The sequence below is a fragment of the Pseudomonas sp. B6(2017) genome (assembly GCF_002112765.1).
GTDB lineage: Bacteria > Pseudomonadota > Gammaproteobacteria > Pseudomonadales > Pseudomonadaceae > Aquipseudomonas > Aquipseudomonas piscis.
In genome coordinates this window covers 17485-38746 of the sequence record NZ_NEIQ01000012.1, presented here as the reverse complement: position 1 = coordinate 38746, position 21262 = coordinate 17485, and the positions used below count along the sequence as shown (strand labels likewise).

Here is a 21262-nt window from a genome sequence, read left to right as displayed (position 1 = left end):
GAATCCATGCTGATTATGGAAAGTATAACTAGCTAGGCTAAAAGTCATTCGATAGCTAACTGGCTGGCTGATTAATCCAAACTTGCGATGGCCAGTTCGTGCGGCTACAGAAAATAAAAATCATGGGGCGGCGTAATGTTTCGCGCCGCTTGAGACTATCAACTGTGGGGTAACTTCACAGTGCAAACTATCAATAGATTTCTGTTGGCGGCTGCTTGCAGTCTTTTATCCGGTTGCAACTTGATCGTGTTCAATCCCAAGGGCCAGATCGCCACCGACGAGCGCAACCTGATCATCCTGGCCACAGCGCTGATGTTACTGGTGGTGATTCCCGCCATCGTGCTGATGTTCGTGTTCGCCTGGCGTTATCGCTCGACCAACAAGCGGGCGCGCTATTCGCCGGGCTGGGCCAGTTCCCATCGGATCGAGGCGGTGGTCTGGGGCGTGCCGCTGTTGATCATCGTGATACTGGGCATCGTCACCTGGCGCACCACTCACTCCCTGGATCCGTACAAACCCATCGCTTCCGATAATCCGCCGCTGAACGTGCAGGTGGTGGCCACCGACTGGAAATGGCTGTTCATCTATCCGGACCTGGGGATCGCCTCGGTCAATGAACTGGCGCTGCCGGTGCATACCCCGGTGAGTTTTACCATCACCTCGGACGCCGCGATGACCTCGTTCTTCATTCCGGCGCTGGGTGGACAGATCTACGCCATGGCCGGCATGCAGACCCGCTTGCACCTGATCGCCAATGAAACCGGGCAATTCCGCGGGATCGCCGCCAACTACAACGGCCCGGGCTTCTCCGACATGCATTTCACCACCCAGTCCCAGACGCCGGCGCAATTCGAGGCCTGGGTCCAGAGGGTGCGCCAGGGGCCGCTGCGCCTCGATCAGCAAAGCTACGCCGTGCTGGCCCGACCCACCCTCGGCCACCCCATCCAGCACTACGCCAGCGTCGAGCCGGGCCTGTTCCAGGTCATCGTCGACAAGTACGAAGGCATGAACAAGGCCCGTGGCAGCGCCCGCCAGGCGGCCCGCGCCGACAACCCCCTGGGCGAAACAAGGAGTTCGGACGATGTTCGGTAAATTGACCTGGGATGCGGTGCCCACCGGCGAACCCATCATCATGTACACCCTGCTGGTGGTCGGCCTCATCGGCCTCGGGGTGCTTGGCGCCGTCACCTACCAGCGCAAGTGGGGCTACCTGTGGCGCGAATGGCTGACCACGGTGGACCACAAGAAGATCGGCGTCATGTATATCCTGGTGGCGCTGGTGATGCTGCTGCGCGGTTTTTCCGACGCCATCATGATGCGCACCCAGCAGGCGATGGCGGCCTCCGGCGGGCCGGGCTACTTGCCGCCGGAACACTATGACCAGATCTTCACCGCCCATGGCGTGATCATGATCTTCTTCATGGCCATGCCGTTCGTGGCCGGTCTGATGAACCTCGTGGTGCCGCTGCAGATCGGCGCTCGCGATGTGGCCTATCCCTTTCTCAATGCCCTGAGCTTCTGGCTGTTCGTCGCCGGCGCGGCACTGGTCAATATTTCCCTGGGCGTGGGGGAGTTCGCCCGGACCGGGTGGGTGGCCTATCCACCGTTGTCGGAGCTGGGCTACAGCCCCGGAGTCGGGGTGGACTACTACATATGGGCCTTGCAGATCTCCGGGATCGGCACCTTGCTCACCGGGGTGAATTTCTTCGTCACCATCCTGAAGATGCGCACCACCGGCATGACCCTGTTCAAGATGCCGGTGTTTACCTGGAACTCGCTGTGTACCGCGGTGCTGATCCTGGCGGCGTTCCCGATCCTCACCGCGACCTTGCTGATGCTGTCCCTGGACCGCTACCTGGGCATGCACTTCTTCACCAACGAGGCCGGCGGCAACCCGATGATGTACGTCAACCTGATCTGGGCCTGGGGCCACCCGGAGGTGTACATCCTGATCCTGCCGGCGTTCGGCGTCTTCTCGGAGATCGCCGCGACCTTCAGCAGCAAGCGCCTGTTCGGCTACGTGTCGCTGGTCTGGGCCACCATCGCCATCACCATCTTGTCGTTCATCGTCTGGCTGCATCATTTCTTCACCATGGGCGCCGGCGGCAACGTCAACGCCTTCTTCGGCATCATGACGATGATCATCGCCGTGCCCACCGGGGTGAAGATCTTCACCTGGCTGTTCACCATGTACCGCGGCCGCGTACGTTTCGCCACGCCGATGCTGTGGACCATGGGTTTCATCGTCACTTTCAGCATCGGCGGCATGACCGGGGTCCTGCTGGCGGTGCCGGGGGCCGACTTCATGCTGCACAACAGCCTGTTCCTGATCGCCCACTTCCATAACGTGATCATTGGCGGTGCAGTGTTCGGCTACATGGCGGGGCTGACCTACTGGTTTCCCAAGGCCTTCGGCTTCACCCTCGATGACCGCCTGGGACGCCTGTCGTTCTGGTGCTGGCTGGTGGGCTTCTACTTCGCCTTCATGCCGTCCTACGTGCTGGGGTTCATGGGCATGACTCGGCGCCTCAACCACTTCGACAACCCCGAGTGGCGTCCCTGGCTGATGCTCGAGCTGATCGGCGTGGGCATCATCCTCTGTGGCGTCACCTGCCAGCTCCTGCAACTGTGGGTCAGCGTGCGCGACCGTCGGGCCAACCGCGACCGCAGCGGCGACCCCTGGGATGGCCGGACCCTGGAATGGGCGACCACCTCGCCACCGCCGCTGTACAACTTCGCCGAACAACCGGTGGTCGACGACCTCGACGCCTACTGGGGCATGAAGGAGCGCGGCACCAGCACCCTCAACCGTACCGACTACCGGGCCATACACATGCCGCGCAACACCTCGGCCGGGCTGGTCATGAGTGCCTTCGCCCTGGTCTGCAGTTTCGCGCTGGTCTGGCACATCTGGTGGCTGGCGCTGGCCAGCCTGGCGGCCACGATGGTCGCCCTGGTGGTGCGCAGCAACGATGAGGATACCGACTACTTCATTCCCGCCGACGAAGTGGCGCGGATCGAGAAGGCCCGGCTCGCAGACCTGGCGGAGGCTTGAACATGGTCAATATCGTGCTGGAAAAAGACATCGCCCATTCCCATGAACAGGGGCATGAAGATGCAGGCTCCCTGCGCCTCTTCGGGTTCTGGGTCTACCTGATGACCGACTGCATCTTGTTCGCCACGCTGTTCGCCAGCTACGCGGTGCTGCGTGACAGCGTGGCTGGCGGTCCGTCGACCATGGACGTCTTCGAGCTGCCCTATGTGCTGGCCGAGACTTTGTTGCTGCTCTTGAGCAGCATCACCTACGGCTTCGCCATGCTGGCCATGAACCGCGACCAGCGGACCCAGGTGTTGCGCTGGCTGGGCCTGACCGCGCTGCTGGGCCTGGGTTTCGTCGCCATGGAGATCAATGAGTTCCACCAACTGATCAGCGAAGGTCACGGGCCGGATCGCAGTGCCTTCCTCAGCGCTTTCTTCACCCTGGTGGGCACCCACGGCCTGCACGTGGCCTGCGGCCTGGTGTGGATGGCGGTGTTGATGTGGCAAGTGCATTCCCGTGGCCTGGGCGCCATCCAGGCCACGCGCCTGAGTTGCCTGAGCCTTTTCTGGCACTTCCTGGACGTGATCTGGATCTGTGTCTTCACCGTCGTCTACCTGCTTGGAGTGGCCTGATATGTATACCCAGAGTTCCGTACGCAGCAGCGCTGGCTCCAGCCATGGCAGCCGGCGTTCCTACCTGGTCGGTTTCGCCCTGTCGCTGGTACTGACCCTGATTCCCTTCGCGCTGGTGATGTACCCCAGCTTGCCGCGCAATGTCACGCTATGGGCGGTGGTGGGGCTGGGGGTGATCCAGATCCTGGTCCACCTGCGCTATTTCCTGCACCTGGATACCGCCACCGAGCAGCGCTGGAACCTCACTGCGCTGATTTTTTCCGCGGTGGTGATCTTCCTGCTGGTAGGGCTTTCGCTGTGGATCATGAACAGCATCCATCACAACATGCTCGCCCATTGAACGGCGCCGCGCTGATGACCATGGCCTGGCAACTGGTCAAGCCGGGGATCGTGGCCGGCAACCTGATCGCGGTACTCGGGGGGTACTTCCTTGCGTCCCGGGGCCAGTGGTACGAGCCGCGAGTCCTGCTGGCCACGGTCCTGGGCACCACGCTGGTGGTGGCCGGCGGATGTGTGCTGAACAATTGCATCGACCGCGATATCGACCGCCGCATGGTCCGCACCTGTCACCGTGTCATGGCGCTGGGGGCTTGTCCCCTAGGGCTGGCCAGTGTCTACGGCGTACTCCTGGCCAGCCTGGGCCTGGTGGTGCTGCAGCGCTGCTGCAACGACCTGGCCGCCGCCCTGGCAGGGCTTGGGCTGTTGTTCTATGTGGGTTTCTACAGCCTATGGTTCAAGCGGCGCTCGCTGTACGGCACGCCAGTGGGCAGCCTGGCCGGGGCGATGCCGCCAGTGATCGGCTATTGCGCGGTCAGTGCACATTTCGACGCCCCGGCCTTTTGGCTGCTGGTGATGTTCTGTTGCTGGCAGATTCCCCATGCCCATGCCATTGCCCAGTATCGCAGAGAGGACCTGCGTGCCGCCGGTTTGCCGATCCTGACGATGGCGCGTGGTCAGCGCCAGATCGTGATCGGCATCCTGGCCTTCGTCCTCAGCGCCGTGGTGCTGGGCTTGAGCAGCGCCATGAGCATGGCATGGTTCCTGGTGATCGGCGGCCTGGGAAGCTGCTGGCTGGCAGTGGCCTTGGCGCGACCTGGCCATGGCGAGGGACGGCGTTGGGCACGGCGGATATTCGGCTGGTCGATCATCCTGGTCCTGGCCAGCAGCCTGATGATGTCCACGGCTCATCCGGGACTGTCGCTCGATGCCGGGGGGACACCCGCCCTGGGCGGCTGACCCCGGGGTACAGCGTCTCAGCCACCGGCACCACCGGCACCACCGGCACCACCGGCACTACCGGAACCGCCGGAGCCCGTACTGCCATTGCCGCCCGAGCCACCCCCGCTTGTTCCTCCTGCATTGCCGCTGCCAGTACCGCCGCTCTCGCTGCCGCCGTGGTCGGAGCCCGGGGTGGTGCTGCTGCCATTGGCATCGCCACCGTTGCCTCCCTGGGGACCTCCGGGAAGGGCCGCAGGGGGCATGGCAGGCCCCGGATCGTTGGCGCCGGAAGATGAAGACGAGCCTCCGGTGCTGGGGCTGGCGCCCGTACCGGCCGCCCAAATCGGTCCGCTGCAGGCGCAAGCCAGGCCAACCGCCATCAGGAGTTTTGCAATGGGAGTTTTCATTCGCAGGTTCCTCGTGCTGTATCCAGGGCCGGGTAGCGACCCCTTATAGAGTGGGAGGAGGCGTTGGTGGGCAAAGTTTGAATAAGTTGCCTGGGGCTCGACGAATGGCAATTGCACTCAGCGATCGACCGGCAAGTCGGGATAATGCGCCGTGACCGAGGCGATCAGCCGGCGGATGCGCGGCTTGACTGACGATTGGCGATCGACTCGCCGCCACCGGCAATCGGCGATCTCGTTGGCGGGCACGGGGTGCTCCCGCTCCTCCAGGCGCGCCTGGAACACGTGGTGCAGGCAGTCGCCATCGTGATAGCGCATCAGGTAGCGCAAGTCCCGGGCGGTAATCCCGGTTTCTTCTTGCAGCTCACGCCAGCCAGCCTCGGCGGGAGTCTCGCCAGGCTCGATACGCCCACCCGGCAGGGTCCAGTCGGCCTTGGACTTGCGTACATACAACCATTGCCGGTCCTGGCAGCAGATCACGGTGGCGCGTTGTTTCATGCTTGTCTTCGCGAGTAGCCGTCATGGGACCAGTACGGGGCAGCACGCAGCCGCACGGCATGGCTGCGTGATGTCCGGAGCAACCACAGCGTCATTTGGCGTGCTGGGTCTGCAAGCGCTTGGCCATGTCCAGGTGCATGCGCAGTTGGGGCAGGGTGCTCTGGGCGAAAGCCTTGAGCTGGGCGTCGTCCTTGGACTGCGACTCTTTTTCGAACAGCGCCACGGTTTTCTCGTGGGCCTCGACCTGGCTATCGATATAGGCCTGGTCGAAGGACTCGTCGCGCATTTCCAGGATCATCTTCTTCGCCCGGGCGGTCAGCGAGGCTTCGTCCGGCACCTTGATATCGAGCTTGTGGGCCAGGTTCATCAGTTCCTGGTTGACTTTGGTGTGGTCGTCGACCATCTGCTGGGCGAAGGCCTTGACGTCGGTGGCGGTACTTTTCTCCAGCGCCAGCTTGGCACTCTCCACCTCGTTGATGCCGCCCTGGGCCGCTTCATCGACGAAGTCGCTGCTGCCGGCCGCCAGCGCCAGGCCGCAACCGCTGACGGTTAGCAATAACGACAGTCCCAGTTGGCGCATGAGTTTATGGTTCATAAGATTCTCCTTAGGGAGGGCGCGACAAAGGCGTCGCCCTACTGTTGAACACGGAGCATGGCCAATGGTTTAGTTTTTTCGCCCCATGTTCAAAGCGCCGCCAGTGGGCGCAGGTATTGGGGGGCCAGCACGTTGAACCAGAACAGGATCATGCTCACCAGGATGGTCACCAGCACCAGCAGGCCCACGCCCCAGACCGAGGCGGCATACAAGCGCCCGCGCTCCTGGTTCAGGTACATGAACTTCGGCAGGCCCACCAGCAGCAAGTAACTGGCATAGGCACTGGCCGCCAGCAGAGCCGCCACCGCCAGCCAGCGGCTGGGATACAGGCCGCTGATGCCGGCGATGAAGTAGGGCGTGGCAGTGTAGGCGGCGAAGCCAACGCACTGGTTGAGTGTCGGCCGGGCCTCGAACGAGCGCGACATCCAGCGGATGAATCCGCCCATCAGCAGGGTGCCCAGCAGGGCGGTCAGGTAGAGCAGCAAGGCCAGCTGCATGGCACTGTCCAGGCTCAGGCGCACCCGTTCGGCATCGACCAGGCTCCAGCCGACCTGGGTCACGCCAATGAACAGGCAAAGGGCGGGAACCAGGGCCCAGAGCAGCAGGTGGGGCAGGTATTGCCGCGGCTTGCGTTGTTCTTCGGAACGGATCTGGACCCAGGCCGATTCCGGCTGGGTCAGTAGCTTGACGAAGTGGGTTTTCATGGGACCTCCGATACGCGAATGCCGTGTCACGGCTTCTTGGCATATGGAGGCGGGCGCGCATCCGGCGGTTCAAGTTTTATCCCTCAAGGCACCGGTCATCCGTGCTTGGCGCAACGCGATGGAATCTTTTGCCGCTGTGGCCGCTCTGCCTTTGAAAGGCGTACACCCTGTCGCCCCCGAATGATGCTGGTGTTGATCCAAGGAGCCTGCCATGAGCCTGCTGGAAGTTTTCCACGGTAGCCCGACGGCGTTACCTCACGATGCCCCCTTGCGGAGCCTGTACCACCAGTTGCTGGAGCCTGGCGATGCCCAGGCACCCAGCCTGGGCCAGGAGTTCCTGGAGCGGCAATTGCAAAGCCTGGATCCGGCGGTCCAAGTGCTGCCCGGCGATCCCGGGCAACTGATGGCCATGGTCGAGGACAACTGCCAGGCGGTCAGCCGGCAATATGCCGACTACCTGGACCAGCGCCGGCAGGGGGCCGGGCGGCGGTTCTTCGGCAACAAGGCCCATGCCTTGTACTTCCTGCAGGGCGTGGCGCCTACCAAGCTGGTGGATGGCGCCTGGTTGCACGGGGTGTTGGCGCATTGGCGGGACTACCGCTACGACGGCCTGGTCAGCACCTACCTGGAGGAGCTGGGCGAGGGTGAGGCGGCGCAGAATCATGTGGCCTTGTACCGTAGGCTGCTGGCCGAGCAGGGCTGCGACAGCGACCCGGGCCTGAGCGACGAGCACTATCGCCAAGGGGCGATCCAGCTGGCCCTCGGCCATTGCGCCGAGTCGTTCATGCCGGAGGTGCTGGGCTACAACCTGGGGTATGAACAGTTGCCCTTGCACCTGTTGATCAGCGCCTACGAGTTGAACGAGTTGGGCATCGATCCCTACTACTTCACCTTGCACGTGACCATCGACAATGCCAGCAGCGGGCATGCGCGCAAGGCCGTGCAAGCGCTGTGGGACTTGCAGCCGGTGGGCATGGAGGGTGGGGAGTTCTGGCGTCGGGTATCCCGTGGCTACCAGCTCAACGACCTGGGCCTGGGATCCGCAGCGGTGATCAAGGCATTCGACCTGGAGCGCGAGCTGGTGGCGATGCTCGAGCGCAAGCGCCTGGCGGGACGGCACATGCATGGCGATTACTGCCGTTTCGATGGCAAGAGCGTGAACCAGTGGCTGGACCAGCCGGGGCAGATCCGTGGCTTCCTGCAAGCCCTGCAGGACAAGGGCTGGATCAAGCGTAACCACGATCCGCAGGACAGCCGCTTCTGGCAGTTGGTCCACGGGCATGGCGCGGCCATGTTCGGTGTGTTCAGCGGCTATGAAAAACAGCTGCTGCATGACTGGATCGCCGGCGACTGGGATGTCGGTCGCTACCCTTCGCCCAAGCGCCGGATCCAGTCCCACGGCCTGCCGGAGCGCAACGATCAGGATCCGGAGACCCGGGCATTGCGCCAGGCGCTGCACGAGCAAGACGCCGAACGGCAACTGCAATTGCTGCTGCCCTGGCTGGCGGCGCCCCGGCATTGCCGGCCGGCGGGATTGTTCGCCACGCGCACCTTCATCGATCTACGCCACCGCCTGCGCTGACCTCGGGAGCCTGCCATGAACCAACGCCCTTCATCCTTCCGTCCGCCGCGCCAGGCGAGCCGGCCCCAGGCCGACCAGGCCTTGCTGCAACTGGGGCGACGCCTGCAAGCGGCGGGCTATCGCTTCGTCACGCCCACCCCGGCCACGCACCAGCGGGTCAACCGGCGCCCGGACGCCGCGTGCAGCGCCGACCTGCGTGATGTGTTCGGCTGGTCGCGGCCGTTCGCCGCCAGCCTGTTCGAGGCCACGGAACTGGATCTCTTGTACCAGGCCGGGATCATCCAGGCCGAGGCGGGGCGGCTGCACAGCACGGTGCGTTGGTCGAGCCTGGACGAGCTGCTGCTCGTGCACTCGGCCTATCCGACCGACGATGCCGAGGCGGTGTTCTTCGGCCCGGATACCTATCGTTTCGCACGCCTGATCGAGGCCTGCCTGCAACAGCGCTTCACCGTCGTGCGGCGGGTGGCCGACATCGGCTGCGGCACCGGAGCGGGGGCCTTGCTGGTGGCGCGTGCCCGGCCCGAGGCCCAGGTGTTGGCCCTGGATATCAATCCGCGAGCCTTGCGCTACTGCGCAATCAATGCCGAATTGGCCGGGGTCGGCAATGTCGGCGTCTATCACAGCGATGTGCTGGACGGTGTCGAGGGGAATTTCGACCTGATCCTGGCCAACCCGCCCTACATGCGGGACCCTCGCCAGCGCGCCTATCGCCATGGCGGCGGGGCCCTGGGCGAGCACCTGTCGCTACGCATCCTGGCCCAGGCGCTGCCGCGCCTGGAGCCACAGGGAACCTTGCTGCTGTACACCGGGGTGGCGATGGTTCGCGGTCGCGATCCGTTCCTGGATGCCGCCCGTGCGTTGCTGCAAGGCGAGCGCTACGGCTGGACCTACCAGGAACTGGACCCCGATGTATTCGGCGAGGAGCTGGAACAGCAAGGCTATGAACAAGTCGAGCGCATTGCCGTGGTGGCCCTGACCGTCACTCGCCTGGCCTGAGGCGAGCACGGCATGAGCGCTTTCGACCCTGGCCAACCGCAATGCCTGGGCATCGAGGAGGAGTACCTGCTCACCGATCTTGGGAGTCGACGCATGGTTGCCGAGCCACCGCCCGAGGTACTGCGCGACTGCCGCGAAGCCCTTGGCCAGAACTTCGCCTACGAGATGTTCCAGGGGCAGATCGAGGTCGCCTCGCCAGTGTTCGACCACAGCGCCCAGGCCGGCGCCTACCTGCGCCAGGTACGCTCGGCCCTGGACCAGGCCCTGGCCAGCCACGGCCTGGGGTTTATCTGTGCCGGCAGTCATCCGCTGGCTGACTGGCACGAGCAGCGGGCGACGCCGCAGGCGCATTTTCGCCAGCTGTTCGACGAATTCGCCCTGGCGGCCCGGCGCAGCGTGCTCAGTGGCTTGCATGTGCATGCCCAAGTGCCGGCGGCGGTGGACCGGATCGCGGTGATGAACGAAGTCTTGCCCTGGACACCGTTGTTGCTGGCGTTGAGCCTGTCCTCGCCATTCTGGCAAGGCCATGACAGTGGCTATCTCAGCTACCGCCAGGTCGCTTGCGATGAATGGCCGCGCATGGGTATCCCCGAGTACCTGCACGATCACCAGGCCTATGACGACTACCTGCGATTGTTGCGCGGCATTGGCGCGCTGGGTGCCGAGGACAATGCCTGGTGGGGCATTCGCCCGGCGTTGCGCTACCCGACCCTGGAACTGCGCATGACCGATGCCTGCCCGCGGGTCGCGGATGCCCAGACCCTCGCCGGACTGTTCGCGGTGATGGTCCGACATGCCTGCCTGTCGCCCGCGGCGGGCAGCCAGTACACCCAGGCCCGGCGCTGGCTGCTCAAGGAGAACCGTGTCCAGGCCCGGCGCCGGGGAGCCCAGGGCCGCTACCTGATGAGCCCGGACCAGGCACCGATGGACCTTGGGCGATGGCTGGACCTGGCTGAACAGGTATTTGGCGCCACTGCGCAAGCCCTGGGCGAAGAGTCGCTGTTCGAACGCGCGCGCCAGCTGCTGCGGGGTGGTTGCAGCGCTGAACGGCAACTGCGTTGCCATGCCGCCCAACCCGCAGAAGCGGACCGCGAAACCCGCTGTCGGGCGGTGGTCGACCTGCTGCTGCAGGAAAGCCGCGATCCAGGACCGGAAACGACCCATGCCTCCATGAACGAAGGAAAGCCAATATGAATGTCGCACCCGCCGCATCGCCCACCGAGGGGCCCCAAGCCTGCCCGGAACTGCTCCAGCGCCTGCTGCTGGCTCGCGGCCCGGGTGGCCAGGAAGACGAAGTCCGGGCTATCTGCGTCGAGCACCTGCGGCGCTATTGCGACGAGACCCGGATCGATCCCGCAGGCAACGTCATCGGCCGGTTCGCCGGCCACGGCGCGCCACGTGCCGGATCGGGAATCTGCGTGATGGCACACATGGACGAGATCGCCATGGTGGTCAAGCGGGTCATGCCTGACGGCACCCTGCAGGTGGTGGCCCTGGGAGGGGCCAATCCGGTGAACTTCGGCATGTGCCCGCTGGACATCCTCGGCGACCAGGCGATCTTGCCGGGGGTATTGTCCTTCGGCTCGATGCATGCCACGCCGGGCTCGCCCCAGGGGCGCGACGTGGTTTCGGGCAACGTGCACTGGAAGGATGTACACGTCATCACCCGCTGTTGCCCGCAGCAGCTGCGCGCCCAGGGCGTGCGCCCGGGCACGCGGGTGGTCCTGAGCCAGCACTGGCGCAGCCCCTGGCGCGTGGGGGATGCCATCGCCGCGCATTTCATGGACGATCGGGCGCCGCTGGCGGCAGTGCTGGAATGTGCGCGGTTGCTCGCCGACCGGCGCGGGCGCCTGGAACACGAGGTGTACCTGGTGCTGACCACCTGCGAGGAAGAGTCCAACGCGGGGGCCATGTATGCCGCTGCGCACCTGGCCTGCGATACCAGCATCGCGGTGGAGGTCGGCCCGGTGCTTGAAGAGTATGCGACGCGATTGAGCCTGGATCCGATCATCAACACCGGTGACGGGAAGGGCTACTACAGCCGCTCGGTGGTCACGGGCTTGGCCGATGCCGCGCAGCGTTGCGGGTTGACGCCGCAGTATGCCCTGCTGGTGGACTTCGCCTCCGATGCCAGCGCGGTGCTCAGTAGCGGCCTGTGCGGGCAAGCGGGGTGCCTGGGGATCGCCACCGAGAACACCCATGGCTACGAGCTGGTGCTGGATGGCGCCATCGATGCCTGCGCCCGTACCCTGGCCGAATACCTGGGGCATCGTCCCTAACCGCGCCCCTTGCCGATCCGCCTGGCCCGGTACCTGGCGTCATGCCGTTCAGTTGAGGAAAGGGTAGGAGCGAGGCTTGCCCGCGATGGACTTCAGGGCCCTGTGTTTATCCAGTAAGCACGCGCTACCGTTAATCACCATCGCGAGCAATCGAGCGTCGAGTGGCTGCTCCAGCAGAGGATGCCTTCGCTCGGCTGACTGGTACTAGGGTACTGGCGAGCCTTGTCCAGGCCGCTTGGCGGTCTCGCGTTGCCGGGCATTCTTGCCCAGCCCGCGCAGGTTCATCAGCCCCAGGCAGCACTGCAGGATCACCAGGGCATAGGCGTGGGCATACAGGCCCCAGGCGATCCACAGCAGGTTGCTGAGCATGAAGCAGATGAAACCGGTCATTCGGCGCCCGGGGCGTAGCGAGCCGATCAGCCAGGCCGCGAGCACCGTCACCAGCATGGCTGGCCATTGCAGTGCATCCAGGTAGTCCATTCGTCGCTCTCCGCTCAGCGCTAGATGGGGTGATAGAGGTTGCCGCTTGCAGTCGCGGTACTGCAGTCGACCATTGCCCGGCATGGAAGATTCGCTATTTCGCAGCCAGGTCCGCCGGGGTGCATGAATGAAAGATTCAGTGAACCCTGGACATGCGCCTCGAGCCTAAAGAAGCATCAACCCGGAGGTGCATCATGCTCGCAAGTTATCTATGGATCGGCCTCTGCGCGATCCTCGTGTTGCTCGATCTATGGGCCATCAACAGCATATGGCGCAGCGACAATTCCTCAGGTAGCAAAGCCTTGTGGACGGCCTTGGTGGTCCTGCTGCCTGTGCTTGGGCTTGGGCTGTGGGGCGTGCTCGGGCCGCGGGGCGTGACCAAGGGGCCGTCCTCACCCGAGCACAGCAAGGGTTAGGCCGACCATTCATCCGCTGCCTACCGCAGGCGAAGGAACCCCAGAGCGTTTAGTTCCCCCCTAACGCCAAGAGCCCCGGCATCCAGGCCGGGGCCAGGAGGAAACCCGATGCGTGCCATGACCTACCAGGGCGCTCACAAGGTGACGGTGCAAACCTTGCCTGATCCCTGTATCGAACAGCCCGACGACATCATCCTGCGAGTCACTGCGACAGCCATTTGTGGCTCCGACTTGCATCTGTACCGAGGCAAGATCCCCACGGTGGAACATGGCGACGTGTTCGGCCACGAGTTCATGGGCATAGTCGAGGAGGTGGGACCGGAGGTGACCCGGGTGCGGCGTGGCGATCGGGTGGTGATCCCTTTCGTGATCGCCTGCGGCGACTGTTTCTTCTGCCAGCACCAGTTGTATGCGGCGTGCGAGACCACCAACGATGGTCGCGGTGCGATCCTCAACAAGAAAGCCATCCCGCCGGGAGCCGCGTTGTTTGGCTACAGCCGCTTGTACGGCGGCATTCCGGGCGGGCAGGCGGAGCTGGTGCGGGTGCCCAAGGCCAATACCGGGCCATTCCGGGTGCCTGGCACCCTGGCGGACGACCAGGTGCTGTTTCTTTCGGACATCCTGCCCACGGCCTGGCAGGCGGTGTGCAACGCTGCCATCGGTGAAGGCAGCAGCCTGGCGATCTACGGAGCAGGGCCGGTAGGCCTGTTGTGCGCGGCCTGTGCCAGGATGCTGGGTGCGGAGCGGATCTTCATGGTCGACCAGCATGCCTATCGCCTGGAGTATGCCCGGCGTACCTACGGGATCATCCCCATCAATTTCGGGGAGGACGACGATCCGGCCGATACCATCGTTCGCCAGACCGTCGGCATGCGCGGGGTCGATGGCGTCATCGACGCCGTGGGCTTCGAGGCCAAGGGCAGCACCACCGAAACCGTGTTGTCCACGCTCAAGCTCGAAGGCAGCAGCGGCAAGGCCCTGCGCCAGTGCATCGCCGCCGTGCGCCGTGGCGGAGTGGTCAGCGTGGCCGGGGTCTATGCCGGTTTCATCCATGGCTTCATGTTCGGTGATGCCTTCGACAAGGGACTGGTGTTCAAGATGGGCCAGACCCATGTGCAACGTTACCTGCCCGAGCTGCTCGAACATATCGAACGCGGCCGCCTGCGGCCCGAGGTGATCATCACGCATCGGCTCTCCCTGGAGCAGGCGGCGCGGGGCTACGAACTGTTCGACAAGGGCCAGGACGAGTGCCGCAAGGTGGTGCTGGTGCCGGGGCTGGAGCAGGCCCCCGTGCCCGAGCCGTTGCCGGGGGCTGCGGGACTGGTGGTCTGAGGGCCGCCGCTGGCGGTCGCGGAGGAGCCTGTGGAGCAGGATGAGTTGCATAGCCGGCAGCGGCCGGTTCGCGAATACATGGGCCTGCAGCGCAAGGTCTGGCGCCTGGAGCGCCTGGGCTGGTACTTGCTGGTGGTGCTGGTGCTGCTGACCCTGGGCGGACTGTTCTCCAAGGGGCCGCTGAGTTCGCGTCAGTTGCACAGCGCCGATGGCCGGTTACAGGTGCATTACCAGGCGCTGCTGCGCAGCGGTTCCACCGACAGCCTGGTGGTGCACATGCGTGGCAGCGCCGGCCAGCCCCTGGAACTGGAGTTGGGGGGCGAGTTGCTGCAGGGTTTCAGCGTCGAGAGCTTGCTGCCCCAGCCGCTCAAGGCCAGCGCGGTGGGCCAGGGTCTCAGGCTGTGGCTGCTGGCGGATGCCGACGGCCGCGCGTCGTTGCACTTGAGGCTGCGCAGCGAAGGCGCAGGGCGGTATTCGACCCGGATCGCGTTGGCAGCTGGGCCGGTCCTGGATTTCGACCAATTCATTTATCCCTAGGTGACCTCATGGACTCGGTATGGCGGGCGGCAGCGATCTACCTGGCATTGATGGTGTTGTTCAAGATCGCCGGCAGGCGTTCGCTGGCCGAGCTGACCACCTTCGACCTGGTGCTGCTGATGGTGATTGGCGAGGCGACCCAGCAAGCGCTGCTCGGAGAGGACTTTTCCTTGACCAACGCGGTGCTGGTGATAGTCACGCTGATTGCCATCGATGTCGGCTTGTCGCTGGCCAAGCAGCGCTGGCGCTGGTTTTCCCGGGTGATCGACGGTGGGCCCACGGTTCTGGTGGAAAACGGCAGGCTTTTGCGCCAGCGCATGCACCATGCGCGGTTAGTGGAAGAGGACATCCTCGAAGCGGCCCGCTCCAGCCAGGGCGTGCTGGAGATCGGGCACATCCGCTATGCGATCCTGGAGCGCAACGGCAAGATCTCGATCATTCCCTATCCTTGAGGCCGTCGCGACTTCCTGGTTCTTGCGCGGGCTAGAGGATCGGCTTGCCGCCGGTGACGCCCACCCGCGAGCCGGAGATGTAGCTGGCTTCGTCGCTCGCCAGCAAGACATAGATGGGCGCCACCTCCACTGGCTGGCCCGGACGACCCAGGGGCGTCTGCTCGCCGAAATGGGTGACAGCTTCTGGCGGCATGGTGGAGACGATCAGCGGCGTCCAGATCGGCCCCGGGGCGACGCTGTTGACCCGGATGCCGCTGGCACCGAGCAGTTGTGCCAGGCCGGCGGTGAAATTGGCGATGGCGCCCTTGGTGGTGGCATAGGGCAGCAGGGTCGGCTTGGGGGCATCGGAGTTGATCGAGCTGGTGTTGATGATCGAGCTGCCGGCGGCCATGTGCGGCACCGCGGCCTGGCAGATGCGAAACATCGCCGTGATATTGATATCGAAGGTCCGTACCCATTCCTCATCGGTGATATCGGCCAACTCATGGTGGGTCATCTGGTAGGCGGCATTGTTGACCAGGATATCGATGCGCCCGAACTGCTCCACGGTCTTGGCGACTATGTCGCGACATTGCTGTTTGCCCGCCAGGTCGCCCGGCAGCAGCAGGTATTCGCGTCCGGCTTGTTCCACCCAGCGCGCGGTCTCGCGGGCGTCGTCGTGTTCGTCCAGGTAGGCCAGCGCCACATCGGCGCCTTCCCGGGCGAAGGCGATGGCCACCGCCCGGCCGATACCGCTGTCGGCCCCGGTGACCAGGGCGATCTTGCCGGCCAGGCGGCCTGAGCCCTGGTAGCTCTGCTCGCCGCAATCGGGGTAAGGCTCCATGGCGCCTTGGGCTCCTGGGACTGCTTGCTGCTGGGCGGGGAAGGGGGGGCGTGGATAGGACTTCATGGATACCTCCAGAGGTGGCGGATCAGGTCCCGGCTGCCCCGCAGTCATGCCAGGGGCGAGCGGGCGCGGGACGAGGGTTCAATTATTGGTACGGATTCAGTGTGTGCAGGTAACGCCCTGCAACAGGGTGCTGTTGGCCCCGTGGTCGTGGGCCCGAGTGATGTTGGCCAGGGATACGACACCCACCAGGCGTTTGTCGCGGTTGACCACTGGCAGGCGCCGTAACTGGATGTCGGCCATGTTGCGGGCCACATCGTCCACGTCCTGGTCGTCATAGCAGTAGCGGATATCGCTGCTCATGATCAGGCTGACCGGGGTGTCGCAGGCCATGCCCCGGGCCACCGCGCGCACGGCGATGTCGCGGTCGGTGACCATGCCCACCAGGCGATCCTGGCTGCTGACCAGGATTGCCCCGCAATCGATATCGGCCATCAGGCTGGCGACTTCGCGCAAGCTGTGGTCGGGGCTGGTGGTCTGTACGTCGCGGGTCATGATTTCGTTGATTTTCATCGGTGTCTCCCGAGGTGGAGCGGGTCGCGGAACCCGCGCAAGTAGAAGAAAGCGGGGCTCGCTACGACCCCGCTCGTCCGGCGATCAACCACGACCGCCCGCGCCGCCGCGGCTGCTCTGCTTGCCGGCGCCGGATGTCTTGTGCCGGCCGCCGGTGCTGTGGCCGCCAGAGGCCTGTCCGCCTTTCCTGCCTGCTTCGGCGGCTTTTTCCCGATCATTGGCAAAGTTTCCAGGATTGGGGTGTCCGGTATTGGCCATGGTTGAATACCTCTTGTTAATGGAAAGATATGCCCATAATTGCACCGGGCATTTATTGGGAGGACGCTGAGTTTTAAAAAGTCGAACTGATTGAATGAGCGGCGACGAATGGTTCGAAACTTGGAAATGGCAACTTTGCGCAAGGGGTTGATCCGGTATGCCGTATATATGCAAGCGGCGCGTAAATAAGTTATCCGTCTAACGCGCGATTAGGGCCTGGATGTTTTGAACATCAGCAAGGGTAAGTTTTCAAACTTACGAAGAGCTTTCATCGAGTAGCGCACCGCAGGAGGACACAAATGCAAGATCGAGCCGTATCATCCCCGTCATCGCCATCGAATACCCCGGCCCAAGGCCTGGTGGAGCAGGACCCGGGCCCGGGCTTGACCGACGACCAGCGGGTCCGTCGCGAGGATCAGGCCCGGGCGCGACCGGGACCACGAGTGGAGCCCGGGCCGGCGGATCAGGAGCGCCTCAGGCCCTGATCGGACCTGGCTGGAGTTCCAGTACCAGCAGCAATTGAGCATTAGCCAGCCGCCGGCCATGGCGCACCACGCCGTGGCAGGGGTGGCCATCGCGGTCGAATGTCAGTCCATGGGCGTGTTGCAGTTGCTCGGGCCAGGGCGCGTCGACCAGGAGCTGTAGGCTACCGGCACCGAGTTCGCCGGGTTCGGTCACCTGGACCAGGCATTCGCAGGCTAGTGCGTTGACCCCGAACAGGGTGTCCTGCTGGTAGTTGATAGTGGTGAGGCGTGGCGGCGTCGTCATGGGCATGGTGCAAGCGCTCCTGGCAGGTTCATGACATGCGCGAAGACCGCCGGGAAACCACCATCTCTTCGAGGATTTCGCGCACCAGTCGATTGATGCCCGATTCCCCGTGGTAGTGGCTGCGGTCGATGCTGGCAATGGTGAACTGGTTCGATCCTGGCGCCAGGATGTCCAGCGAGAGGCTGCCGTCGGCATTGATCACGCAGTTCACGCGACAGTTTGGCAAGCGCTGGGCAAGGGCCGTCTCGATTTCGAACTTGCTTAGGGTGTCCATGGGCTTTTCGGCTTGAGGTCATGAGCAAATCAAGACTAGCTCAGTAGCCCAGGCTGTAAATGCTGTCAGGCTGATAGCAAAGTCGTCGGTATTGAACTGCGCAGCTCATCAGGAGCAACTTTGAACTTGCCTGCAAGTTGCCGCTTGTTGGTCGCATGACAACGAGAATTACCCATGGCGGCTCGCAGGAAGTTGCTCCGTTTTGCCTCTACTGCGCTACCAGCGGGCATCTAGCGCCGGAGGACCGGGATGGGAGGGGAAATGTGGCAGTACCTCCTCGGCCAGTTCCTGGATGACTTCGGCCACCGGGCGCTGGGAGAACTGGATGCCCAGCGCGGCGTGGTTGACGCCGGCCTCTTGCCATTGCTCCAGCAACTGCAAAAGGCCCTTGCGTCCGGTGCGCAAGACGAAGCCGCCGTTGAGTGGTGTACGCGGATGGTCGGGATCGTCCACCAGGTCCAGCCATTCGTTGGTCATGTGGGGGCGCAAGCCGCCGTCGGGAATCAGCTGGCGCCAGGCACGGATCTTCTCGGCCAGTTGTCGTGGCCCGCTGGCGGTGTGGGTGGCGAAGGGGTAGGTCAGCCAGCCATCGGCGTGCCGGGCGATCCACTCCGGCGATTGTCCCGAGGAGCTGGTGACGATCAGCGGAATCGCGCCAGTGCTGGGCTTGGGCAGCAGTTCGGCGCCGGCGAAACGGCCCAGGGGCGAATCGATGGCCTGCGGGCCGTCGGCCATGACTTGGCGAAAGTACTCCACCGCCTGGGCGAAGCGCTGGCCTCGCTCGGCATGTTCCAGGCCGTAGGCCGGGAACTCTACGGGCCGATCTCCCGAGGCGATGCCCAGCACCAGCCGGCCACCGGACAAACGATCAAGGCTGGCGGCCGACTTGGCCAAATCCAATGGGTGGCGCAGGGTGAAGATCGCGCTGCCGGTGGCCAGGGCAATTCGCTGGGTCCGGGCGGCGAGGAACGAGAGGTAGGCGAAGGGCTCGAACAGTTGCCCGGCATCGCCGAAGGTCGGATCGAACAGCGGTACGTCGCGTACCCAGACGGCGGCAAAACCCTGACGGTCGATGGTCTCGACCCAGTCGGCTTGCCCGGCCAAGACCTGCATGTCGCCCTGGTAGAAGCGCAGCGGCAGGAACAGGCCGAGGGTCAAGCGCTCGGGAGCGAACATGCGCCGGTAGCCGGGGTGCCCATGAAAATTCGCCGTCGCTGGGGCGCCGTTGTTCAGGGTGCTCTGCATTGTTTGTCTCCTGTTGCTCATGCGCCGCTGGCGGGCGCGGGAATGGTTACGCCCAGGCGTACGGCGGGACGTTGCGCCACTCGGTCGTGCCAGGCGCTTAGGTGGCGGTGCTGGCTGAAGTCGAAATCGATGATCCGGGCGATATGGGTCCAGCCGAAATGGGCGATGTCGGCGATCGAATACTGGTCCGCGGCCAGGTAGGGGTGTTCGGCCAGGCGAGCGTCGAGCACCGCGAACAGCTCCTCGCTCAGTCGTCGGTAGCGGGCGATGGCCGCGGGCAGTCGCTGCTGGGCGAACAGCTCGAAGTGCACTCGTTGGCCGAGGATCGGCCCAACGCTGGAGGCATGGAATTGCAGCCACTTGATGGTTTCCCAGCGCCCGACCGGGTCCTGGGGCAGAAGACTGCCGCCGCGTTCGGCAAGGTAGAGCAGGATGGCCGCCGATTCGAACAGGGTGATGCCGGTCTCGTGGTCATGGATCACCGGGATCCGGCCATGGGGGTTGAGGGCGAGGAACTGCGGACGGTGTTGCTCACCGGTGTCCAGGTTCACCGGGTGCAGGCGGTAGGGCAACTGCAGCTCGTGCAGGGCAATGGTCACCTTGAAACCATTGGGTGAGCTGTCGGTGTACAGATCGAGCATCGCCTGGCTATCTCCATCGGGTTAAGTAGAGCTAAAGTTATGTGTGCCGCTTCCCGAGGATCTTCCTTTTGCATCAGGTGGATAGGAAACGATTTAAACTACTTGCCTTGTTTAGAAGAGCTAAACCATGAATCCAGTCCTGCCATTGCTGGCATTGCGCGCCTTTGCCGAAGTCGGTCGCCACGCCAGCATCAAGCATGCCGCCCAGGCCCTGGGGGTGACCTCGGGTGCGGTCAGCCAGCAGATCCGCCAACTGGAGGAGCGGGTCGGCATGCCGCTGTTCATTCGCCGGCACCAGCGCATGGTACTGACCGAAGCGGGCAGCAGGGTCCACCCACAATTGCTGGCGGCTTTCGAGCAGATCCAGGCAGCCTTGTGGACCCTGGAAGCGGACCGCATCCGGAGCACCGTGACCATCAGCACCGTGCCGTCCTTTGCTGCATCCTGGCTGGTACCACGACTGGGGCGCTTCACTTCCCAGCATCCAGAGATCGAGGTGCGGGTCGAGGCGTCGGCGGCATTGGTGGATCTACAGCGTGACCGGGTCGATATCGCCATTCGCCATGGCCTGGGCCACTACCCGGGGCTGGTAACGGAACCCCTGCTGGCGCCGGTGTTGCTGCCGGTCGCGGCGTCCGCGCTGCTGGCTGCTGGCGAGCCCATTCGCGAGCCAGCCGATTGCCTGGCCTGGCCGCTGCTGCAAGATACCGATCGCGCGGATTGGGCCCTATGGCTGGCGGCCCATGGGGTCGCCGCGGACCTGCGCGCCGAGCGCGGCACGGCGTTCGAGGATGACTACCTGCTGATCCGCGCGGCGGCGGCCGGCCAGGGGCTGGCGTTGGTGCCCCAGGAATATGCTCGCGAGGAGATTGCCGCCGGGCGCCTGGTGCAGGCCCTGGACAGGCCCTGGCCAGCGCGTTTTGCCTATTACCTGGTGACCCAGGCGCAAGCTTGGCGACGGCCCGAAGTGGAGGCGTTCATGGCCTGGATCAGGCAAGAGGCGAAGGCCTCGGCTTGAAGCGCTAGCCGCAGGGGCGAAGAAAGTCCGGGGCTTGCCCGTCGTGTTCCGGGTCGCAGGCTATGCTCAAGCGACTGTGGCTGCCGGTAATTTCAGCAGGGGTTCAGGAGCGCTCGGGTATGTTCCGAGCAACCTGTACGGCCGGCATGAGATGTCAACTCCATGGCGCGCAAGGCTAAGCTTTTTGTTATCGGGCGAAGGCAGACTGCAAGGACCTGACAACAAAAAAGCTGCGTCCGGTTTCCCTCCGGACGGCGGAGGTTTCCATGCGTCGACTCATGCTTTCGCTAATGGCTGCGCTGGTACTGGGAGCCGGTATCCACACCCTTGGATCCAGGCCGAACGAAGGGACTGATAATGCCCATGTGCCGCGCGCCAGCCATACGCATCCACCGGCCACCGGGATCGGGGAAGTGCTCAAGCATCTCTGATGACACCCTGGGGAAAGGCTCAGTCGGGTGTGCCCCGTTCGTCCTCGTCCAGCGCCTCCCAGA

The 21262-nt window shown here is 64.2% G+C and carries 26 protein-coding genes and 1 pseudogene; 15 read left to right on the top strand and 12 right to left on the bottom strand.

Annotation, left to right across the window (positions count from 1 at the left end):
• The first annotated feature begins 180 nt into the window (after nt 1–180).
• From cyoA to cyoE, 5 genes are read left to right on the top strand one after another with little or no spacing between them, the layout of a single operon-like run.
• Nucleotides 181–1092, top strand: coding sequence for a ubiquinol oxidase subunit II (gene cyoA, locus CAG11_RS20685; protein WP_085597707.1), 912 nt, complete (start codon nt 181–183; stop codon nt 1090–1092).
• Nucleotides 1082–3055 (top strand): cytochrome o ubiquinol oxidase subunit I, encoded by a 1974-nt coding sequence (gene cyoB / locus CAG11_RS20680; RefSeq protein WP_085597706.1) that lies wholly within the window; start codon nt 1082–1084, stop codon nt 3053–3055. Before cyoA ends, cyoB begins: the two co-directional genes overlap by 11 nt.
• Nucleotides 3056–3057: 2 nt before the next feature.
• Nucleotides 3058–3672: a cytochrome o ubiquinol oxidase subunit III gene (gene cyoC, locus CAG11_RS20675; RefSeq protein WP_085597705.1), complete on the top strand. Its 615-nt coding sequence runs from the start codon at nt 3058–3060 to the stop codon at nt 3670–3672.
• 1 nt (nt 3673) lies between these two features.
• On the top strand, nt 3674–4012 hold the full coding sequence (cyoD, locus tag CAG11_RS20670) for a cytochrome o ubiquinol oxidase subunit IV (protein ID WP_065365316.1): 339 nt from the start codon (nt 3674–3676) through the stop codon (nt 4010–4012).
• 14 nt (nt 4013–4026) lie between these two features.
• Nucleotides 4027–4908, top strand: a complete 882-nt coding sequence (gene cyoE / locus CAG11_RS20665; RefSeq protein WP_085597854.1) for a heme o synthase — start codon at nt 4027–4029, stop codon at nt 4906–4908.
• Between the two features lie 17 nt (nt 4909–4925).
• On the opposite strand, the gene CAG11_RS20660 is transcribed toward cyoE, so the two are convergent.
• The 4 genes from CAG11_RS20660 to CAG11_RS20645 form a co-directional block, all read right to left on the bottom strand.
• Complete coding sequence (locus CAG11_RS20660) at nt 4926–5297, bottom strand: hypothetical protein (RefSeq protein ID WP_143494693.1); 372 nt, start codon at nt 5295–5297, stop codon at nt 4926–4928.
• Between the two features lie 117 nt (nt 5298–5414).
• Nucleotides 5415–5792: an NUDIX hydrolase gene (locus CAG11_RS20655; protein ID WP_085597703.1), complete on the bottom strand. Its 378-nt coding sequence runs from the start codon at nt 5790–5792 to the stop codon at nt 5415–5417.
• Between the two features lie 91 nt (nt 5793–5883).
• Nucleotides 5884–6387, bottom strand: coding sequence for a DUF4142 domain-containing protein (locus CAG11_RS20650; RefSeq protein WP_053129707.1), 504 nt, complete (start codon nt 6385–6387; stop codon nt 5884–5886).
• 89 nt (nt 6388–6476) lie between these two features.
• Entirely contained in the window at nt 6477–7091 is a 615-nt protein-coding gene (locus CAG11_RS20645; protein ID WP_085597702.1) for a Yip1 family protein, read from the bottom strand.
• Between the two features lie 211 nt (nt 7092–7302).
• On the opposite strand from CAG11_RS20645, the gene CAG11_RS20640 reads away from it, so the two are divergent.
• Genes CAG11_RS20640 through CAG11_RS20625 form a run of 4 tightly spaced genes read left to right on the top strand, consistent with a single transcriptional unit; the run spans nt 7303 to nt 11948 of the window.
• Nucleotides 7303–8673, top strand: a complete 1371-nt coding sequence (locus CAG11_RS20640; RefSeq protein ID WP_085597701.1) for an iron-containing redox enzyme family protein — start codon at nt 7303–7305, stop codon at nt 8671–8673.
• A 15-nt stretch (nt 8674–8688) separates the two neighbouring features.
• Nucleotides 8689–9669 (top strand): class I SAM-dependent methyltransferase, encoded by a 981-nt coding sequence (locus CAG11_RS20635; RefSeq protein WP_085597700.1) that lies wholly within the window; start codon nt 8689–8691, stop codon nt 9667–9669.
• 12 nt (nt 9670–9681) lie between these two features.
• Nucleotides 9682–10863 carry a carboxylate-amine ligase gene (locus tag CAG11_RS20630; protein WP_085597699.1) on the top strand — a complete coding sequence of 394 codons (1182 nt, stop codon included), beginning with the start codon at nt 9682–9684 and terminating at the stop codon, nt 10861–10863.
• A complete protein-coding gene (locus CAG11_RS20625; protein WP_085597698.1) occupies nt 10860–11948 on the top strand; it encodes a M28 family peptidase in 1089 nt (362 codons plus the stop codon). Before CAG11_RS20630 ends, CAG11_RS20625 begins: the two co-directional genes overlap by 4 nt.
• A 204-nt stretch (nt 11949–12152) precedes the next feature.
• On the opposite strand, the gene CAG11_RS20620 is transcribed toward CAG11_RS20625, so the two are convergent.
• Complete coding sequence (locus tag CAG11_RS20620; RefSeq protein ID WP_085597697.1) at nt 12153–12428, bottom strand: hypothetical protein; 276 nt, start codon at nt 12426–12428, stop codon at nt 12153–12155.
• A 194-nt stretch (nt 12429–12622) separates the two neighbouring features.
• On the opposite strand from CAG11_RS20620, the gene CAG11_RS20615 reads away from it, so the two are divergent.
• From CAG11_RS20615 to CAG11_RS20600, 4 genes are all read left to right on the top strand, one after another.
• Nucleotides 12623–12844, top strand: coding sequence for a PLDc N-terminal domain-containing protein (locus CAG11_RS20615; RefSeq protein ID WP_085597696.1), 222 nt, complete (start codon nt 12623–12625; stop codon nt 12842–12844).
• A 108-nt stretch (nt 12845–12952) separates the two neighbouring features.
• Entirely contained in the window at nt 12953–14176 is a 1224-nt protein-coding gene (locus CAG11_RS20610) for a zinc-dependent alcohol dehydrogenase (protein ID WP_085597695.1), read from the top strand.
• 78 nt (nt 14177–14254) lie between these two features.
• Complete coding sequence (locus CAG11_RS20605; RefSeq protein ID WP_085597853.1) at nt 14255–14713, top strand: hypothetical protein; 459 nt, start codon at nt 14255–14257, stop codon at nt 14711–14713.
• Nucleotides 14714–14721: 8 nt separating this feature from the next.
• Nucleotides 14722–15165, top strand: coding sequence for a DUF421 domain-containing protein (locus tag CAG11_RS20600; protein ID WP_085597694.1), 444 nt, complete (start codon nt 14722–14724; stop codon nt 15163–15165).
• 31 nt (nt 15166–15196) lie between these two features.
• On the opposite strand, the gene CAG11_RS20595 is transcribed toward CAG11_RS20600, so the two are convergent.
• The 3 genes and pseudogenes from CAG11_RS20595 to CAG11_RS20585 all read right to left on the bottom strand — a co-directional run.
• Complete coding sequence (locus CAG11_RS20595) at nt 15197–16054, bottom strand: SDR family oxidoreductase (protein WP_085597693.1); 858 nt, start codon at nt 16052–16054, stop codon at nt 15197–15199.
• A gap of 96 nt (nt 16055–16150) precedes the next feature.
• Nucleotides 16151–16564 (bottom strand): CBS domain-containing protein, encoded by a 414-nt coding sequence (locus tag CAG11_RS20590; RefSeq protein ID WP_085597692.1) that lies wholly within the window; start codon nt 16562–16564, stop codon nt 16151–16153.
• Between the two features lie 84 nt (nt 16565–16648).
• Nucleotides 16649–16810 (bottom strand): annotated as a pseudogene (locus CAG11_RS20585) (general stress protein); the annotation flags it as partial.
• A gap of 311 nt (nt 16811–17121) precedes the next feature.
• Here CAG11_RS20585 and CAG11_RS33290 point away from each other — a divergent pair.
• Nucleotides 17122–17307 (top strand): hypothetical protein, encoded by a 186-nt coding sequence (locus tag CAG11_RS33290; protein WP_143494685.1) that lies wholly within the window; start codon nt 17122–17124, stop codon nt 17305–17307.
• On the opposite strand, the gene CAG11_RS20580 is transcribed toward CAG11_RS33290, so the two are convergent.
• The 4 genes from CAG11_RS20580 to CAG11_RS20565 form a co-directional block, all read right to left on the bottom strand.
• Entirely contained in the window at nt 17297–17596 is a 300-nt protein-coding gene (locus CAG11_RS20580; RefSeq protein WP_085597690.1) for a hypothetical protein, read from the bottom strand. The two genes, CAG11_RS33290 and CAG11_RS20580, sit on opposite strands and share 11 nt — an antisense overlap.
• A gap of 22 nt (nt 17597–17618) precedes the next feature.
• Nucleotides 17619–17864, bottom strand: a complete 246-nt coding sequence (locus CAG11_RS20575; RefSeq protein ID WP_085597689.1) for a hypothetical protein — start codon at nt 17862–17864, stop codon at nt 17619–17621.
• A gap of 216 nt (nt 17865–18080) precedes the next feature.
• Nucleotides 18081–19109, bottom strand: coding sequence for an LLM class oxidoreductase (locus CAG11_RS20570; RefSeq protein ID WP_085597688.1), 1029 nt, complete (start codon nt 19107–19109; stop codon nt 18081–18083).
• Nucleotides 19110–19126: 17 nt separating this feature from the next.
• Nucleotides 19127–19750 carry a glutathione S-transferase family protein gene (locus CAG11_RS20565; protein ID WP_085597687.1) on the bottom strand — a complete coding sequence of 208 codons (624 nt, stop codon included), beginning with the start codon at nt 19748–19750 and terminating at the stop codon, nt 19127–19129.
• Nucleotides 19751–19877: 127 nt separating this feature from the next.
• On the opposite strand from CAG11_RS20565, the gene gcvA reads away from it, so the two are divergent.
• Entirely contained in the window at nt 19878–20768 is an 891-nt protein-coding gene (gcvA, locus tag CAG11_RS20560) for a transcriptional regulator GcvA (protein ID WP_085597686.1), read from the top strand.
• Nucleotides 20769–21262 lie beyond the last annotated feature (494 nt).

Bases quoted from the DNA above. Each gene is read 5' to 3' on its own strand.
- cyoB (WP_085597706.1), top strand. From the start codon at position 1,082: ATGTTCGGTAAATTGACCTGGGATGCGGTGCCCACCGGCGAACCCATC.
- CAG11_RS20605 (WP_085597853.1), top strand. From the start codon at position 14,255: ATGGGCCTGCAGCGCAAGGTCTGGCGCCTGGAGCGCCTGGGCTGGTAC.
- CAG11_RS20595 (WP_085597693.1), bottom strand. From the start codon at position 16,054: ATGAAGTCCTATCCACGCCCCCCCTTCCCCGCCCAGCAGCAAGCAGTC.
- CAG11_RS20620 (WP_085597697.1), bottom strand. From the start codon at position 12,428: ATGGACTACCTGGATGCACTGCAATGGCCAGCCATGCTGGTGACGGTG.
- CAG11_RS20610 (WP_085597695.1), top strand. From the start codon at position 12,953: ATGCGTGCCATGACCTACCAGGGCGCTCACAAGGTGACGGTGCAAACC.
- CAG11_RS20565 (WP_085597687.1), bottom strand. From the start codon at position 19,750: ATGCTCGATCTGTACACCGACAGCTCACCCAATGGTTTCAAGGTGACC.
- CAG11_RS20570 (WP_085597688.1), bottom strand. From the start codon at position 19,109: ATGCAGAGCACCCTGAACAACGGCGCCCCAGCGACGGCGAATTTTCAT.
- CAG11_RS20615 (WP_085597696.1), top strand. From the start codon at position 12,623: ATGCTCGCAAGTTATCTATGGATCGGCCTCTGCGCGATCCTCGTGTTG.
- CAG11_RS20600 (WP_085597694.1), top strand. From the start codon at position 14,722: ATGGACTCGGTATGGCGGGCGGCAGCGATCTACCTGGCATTGATGGTG.
- CAG11_RS20655 (WP_085597703.1), bottom strand. From the start codon at position 5,792: ATGAAACAACGCGCCACCGTGATCTGCTGCCAGGACCGGCAATGGTTG.
- cyoE (WP_085597854.1), top strand. From the start codon at position 4,027: ATGACCATGGCCTGGCAACTGGTCAAGCCGGGGATCGTGGCCGGCAAC.
- CAG11_RS20650 (WP_053129707.1), bottom strand. From the start codon at position 6,387: ATGAACCATAAACTCATGCGCCAACTGGGACTGTCGTTATTGCTAACC.
- CAG11_RS20635 (WP_085597700.1), top strand. From the start codon at position 8,689: ATGAACCAACGCCCTTCATCCTTCCGTCCGCCGCGCCAGGCGAGCCGG.
- cyoC (WP_085597705.1), top strand. From the start codon at position 3,058: ATGGTCAATATCGTGCTGGAAAAAGACATCGCCCATTCCCATGAACAG.
- cyoD (WP_065365316.1), top strand. From the start codon at position 3,674: ATGTATACCCAGAGTTCCGTACGCAGCAGCGCTGGCTCCAGCCATGGC.
- CAG11_RS20590 (WP_085597692.1), bottom strand. From the start codon at position 16,564: ATGAAAATCAACGAAATCATGACCCGCGACGTACAGACCACCAGCCCC.
- CAG11_RS33290 (WP_143494685.1), top strand. From the start codon at position 17,122: ATGCAAGATCGAGCCGTATCATCCCCGTCATCGCCATCGAATACCCCG.
- CAG11_RS20640 (WP_085597701.1), top strand. From the start codon at position 7,303: ATGAGCCTGCTGGAAGTTTTCCACGGTAGCCCGACGGCGTTACCTCAC.
- CAG11_RS20580 (WP_085597690.1), bottom strand. From the start codon at position 17,596: ATGCCCATGACGACGCCGCCACGCCTCACCACTATCAACTACCAGCAG.
- gcvA (WP_085597686.1), top strand. From the start codon at position 19,878: ATGAATCCAGTCCTGCCATTGCTGGCATTGCGCGCCTTTGCCGAAGTC.
- CAG11_RS20630 (WP_085597699.1), top strand. From the start codon at position 9,682: ATGAGCGCTTTCGACCCTGGCCAACCGCAATGCCTGGGCATCGAGGAG.
- CAG11_RS20645 (WP_085597702.1), bottom strand. From the start codon at position 7,091: ATGAAAACCCACTTCGTCAAGCTACTGACCCAGCCGGAATCGGCCTGG.
- CAG11_RS20625 (WP_085597698.1), top strand. From the start codon at position 10,860: ATGAATGTCGCACCCGCCGCATCGCCCACCGAGGGGCCCCAAGCCTGC.
- CAG11_RS20660 (WP_143494693.1), bottom strand. From the start codon at position 5,297: ATGAAAACTCCCATTGCAAAACTCCTGATGGCGGTTGGCCTGGCTTGC.
- CAG11_RS20575 (WP_085597689.1), bottom strand. From the start codon at position 17,864: ATGGACACCCTAAGCAAGTTCGAAATCGAGACGGCCCTTGCCCAGCGC.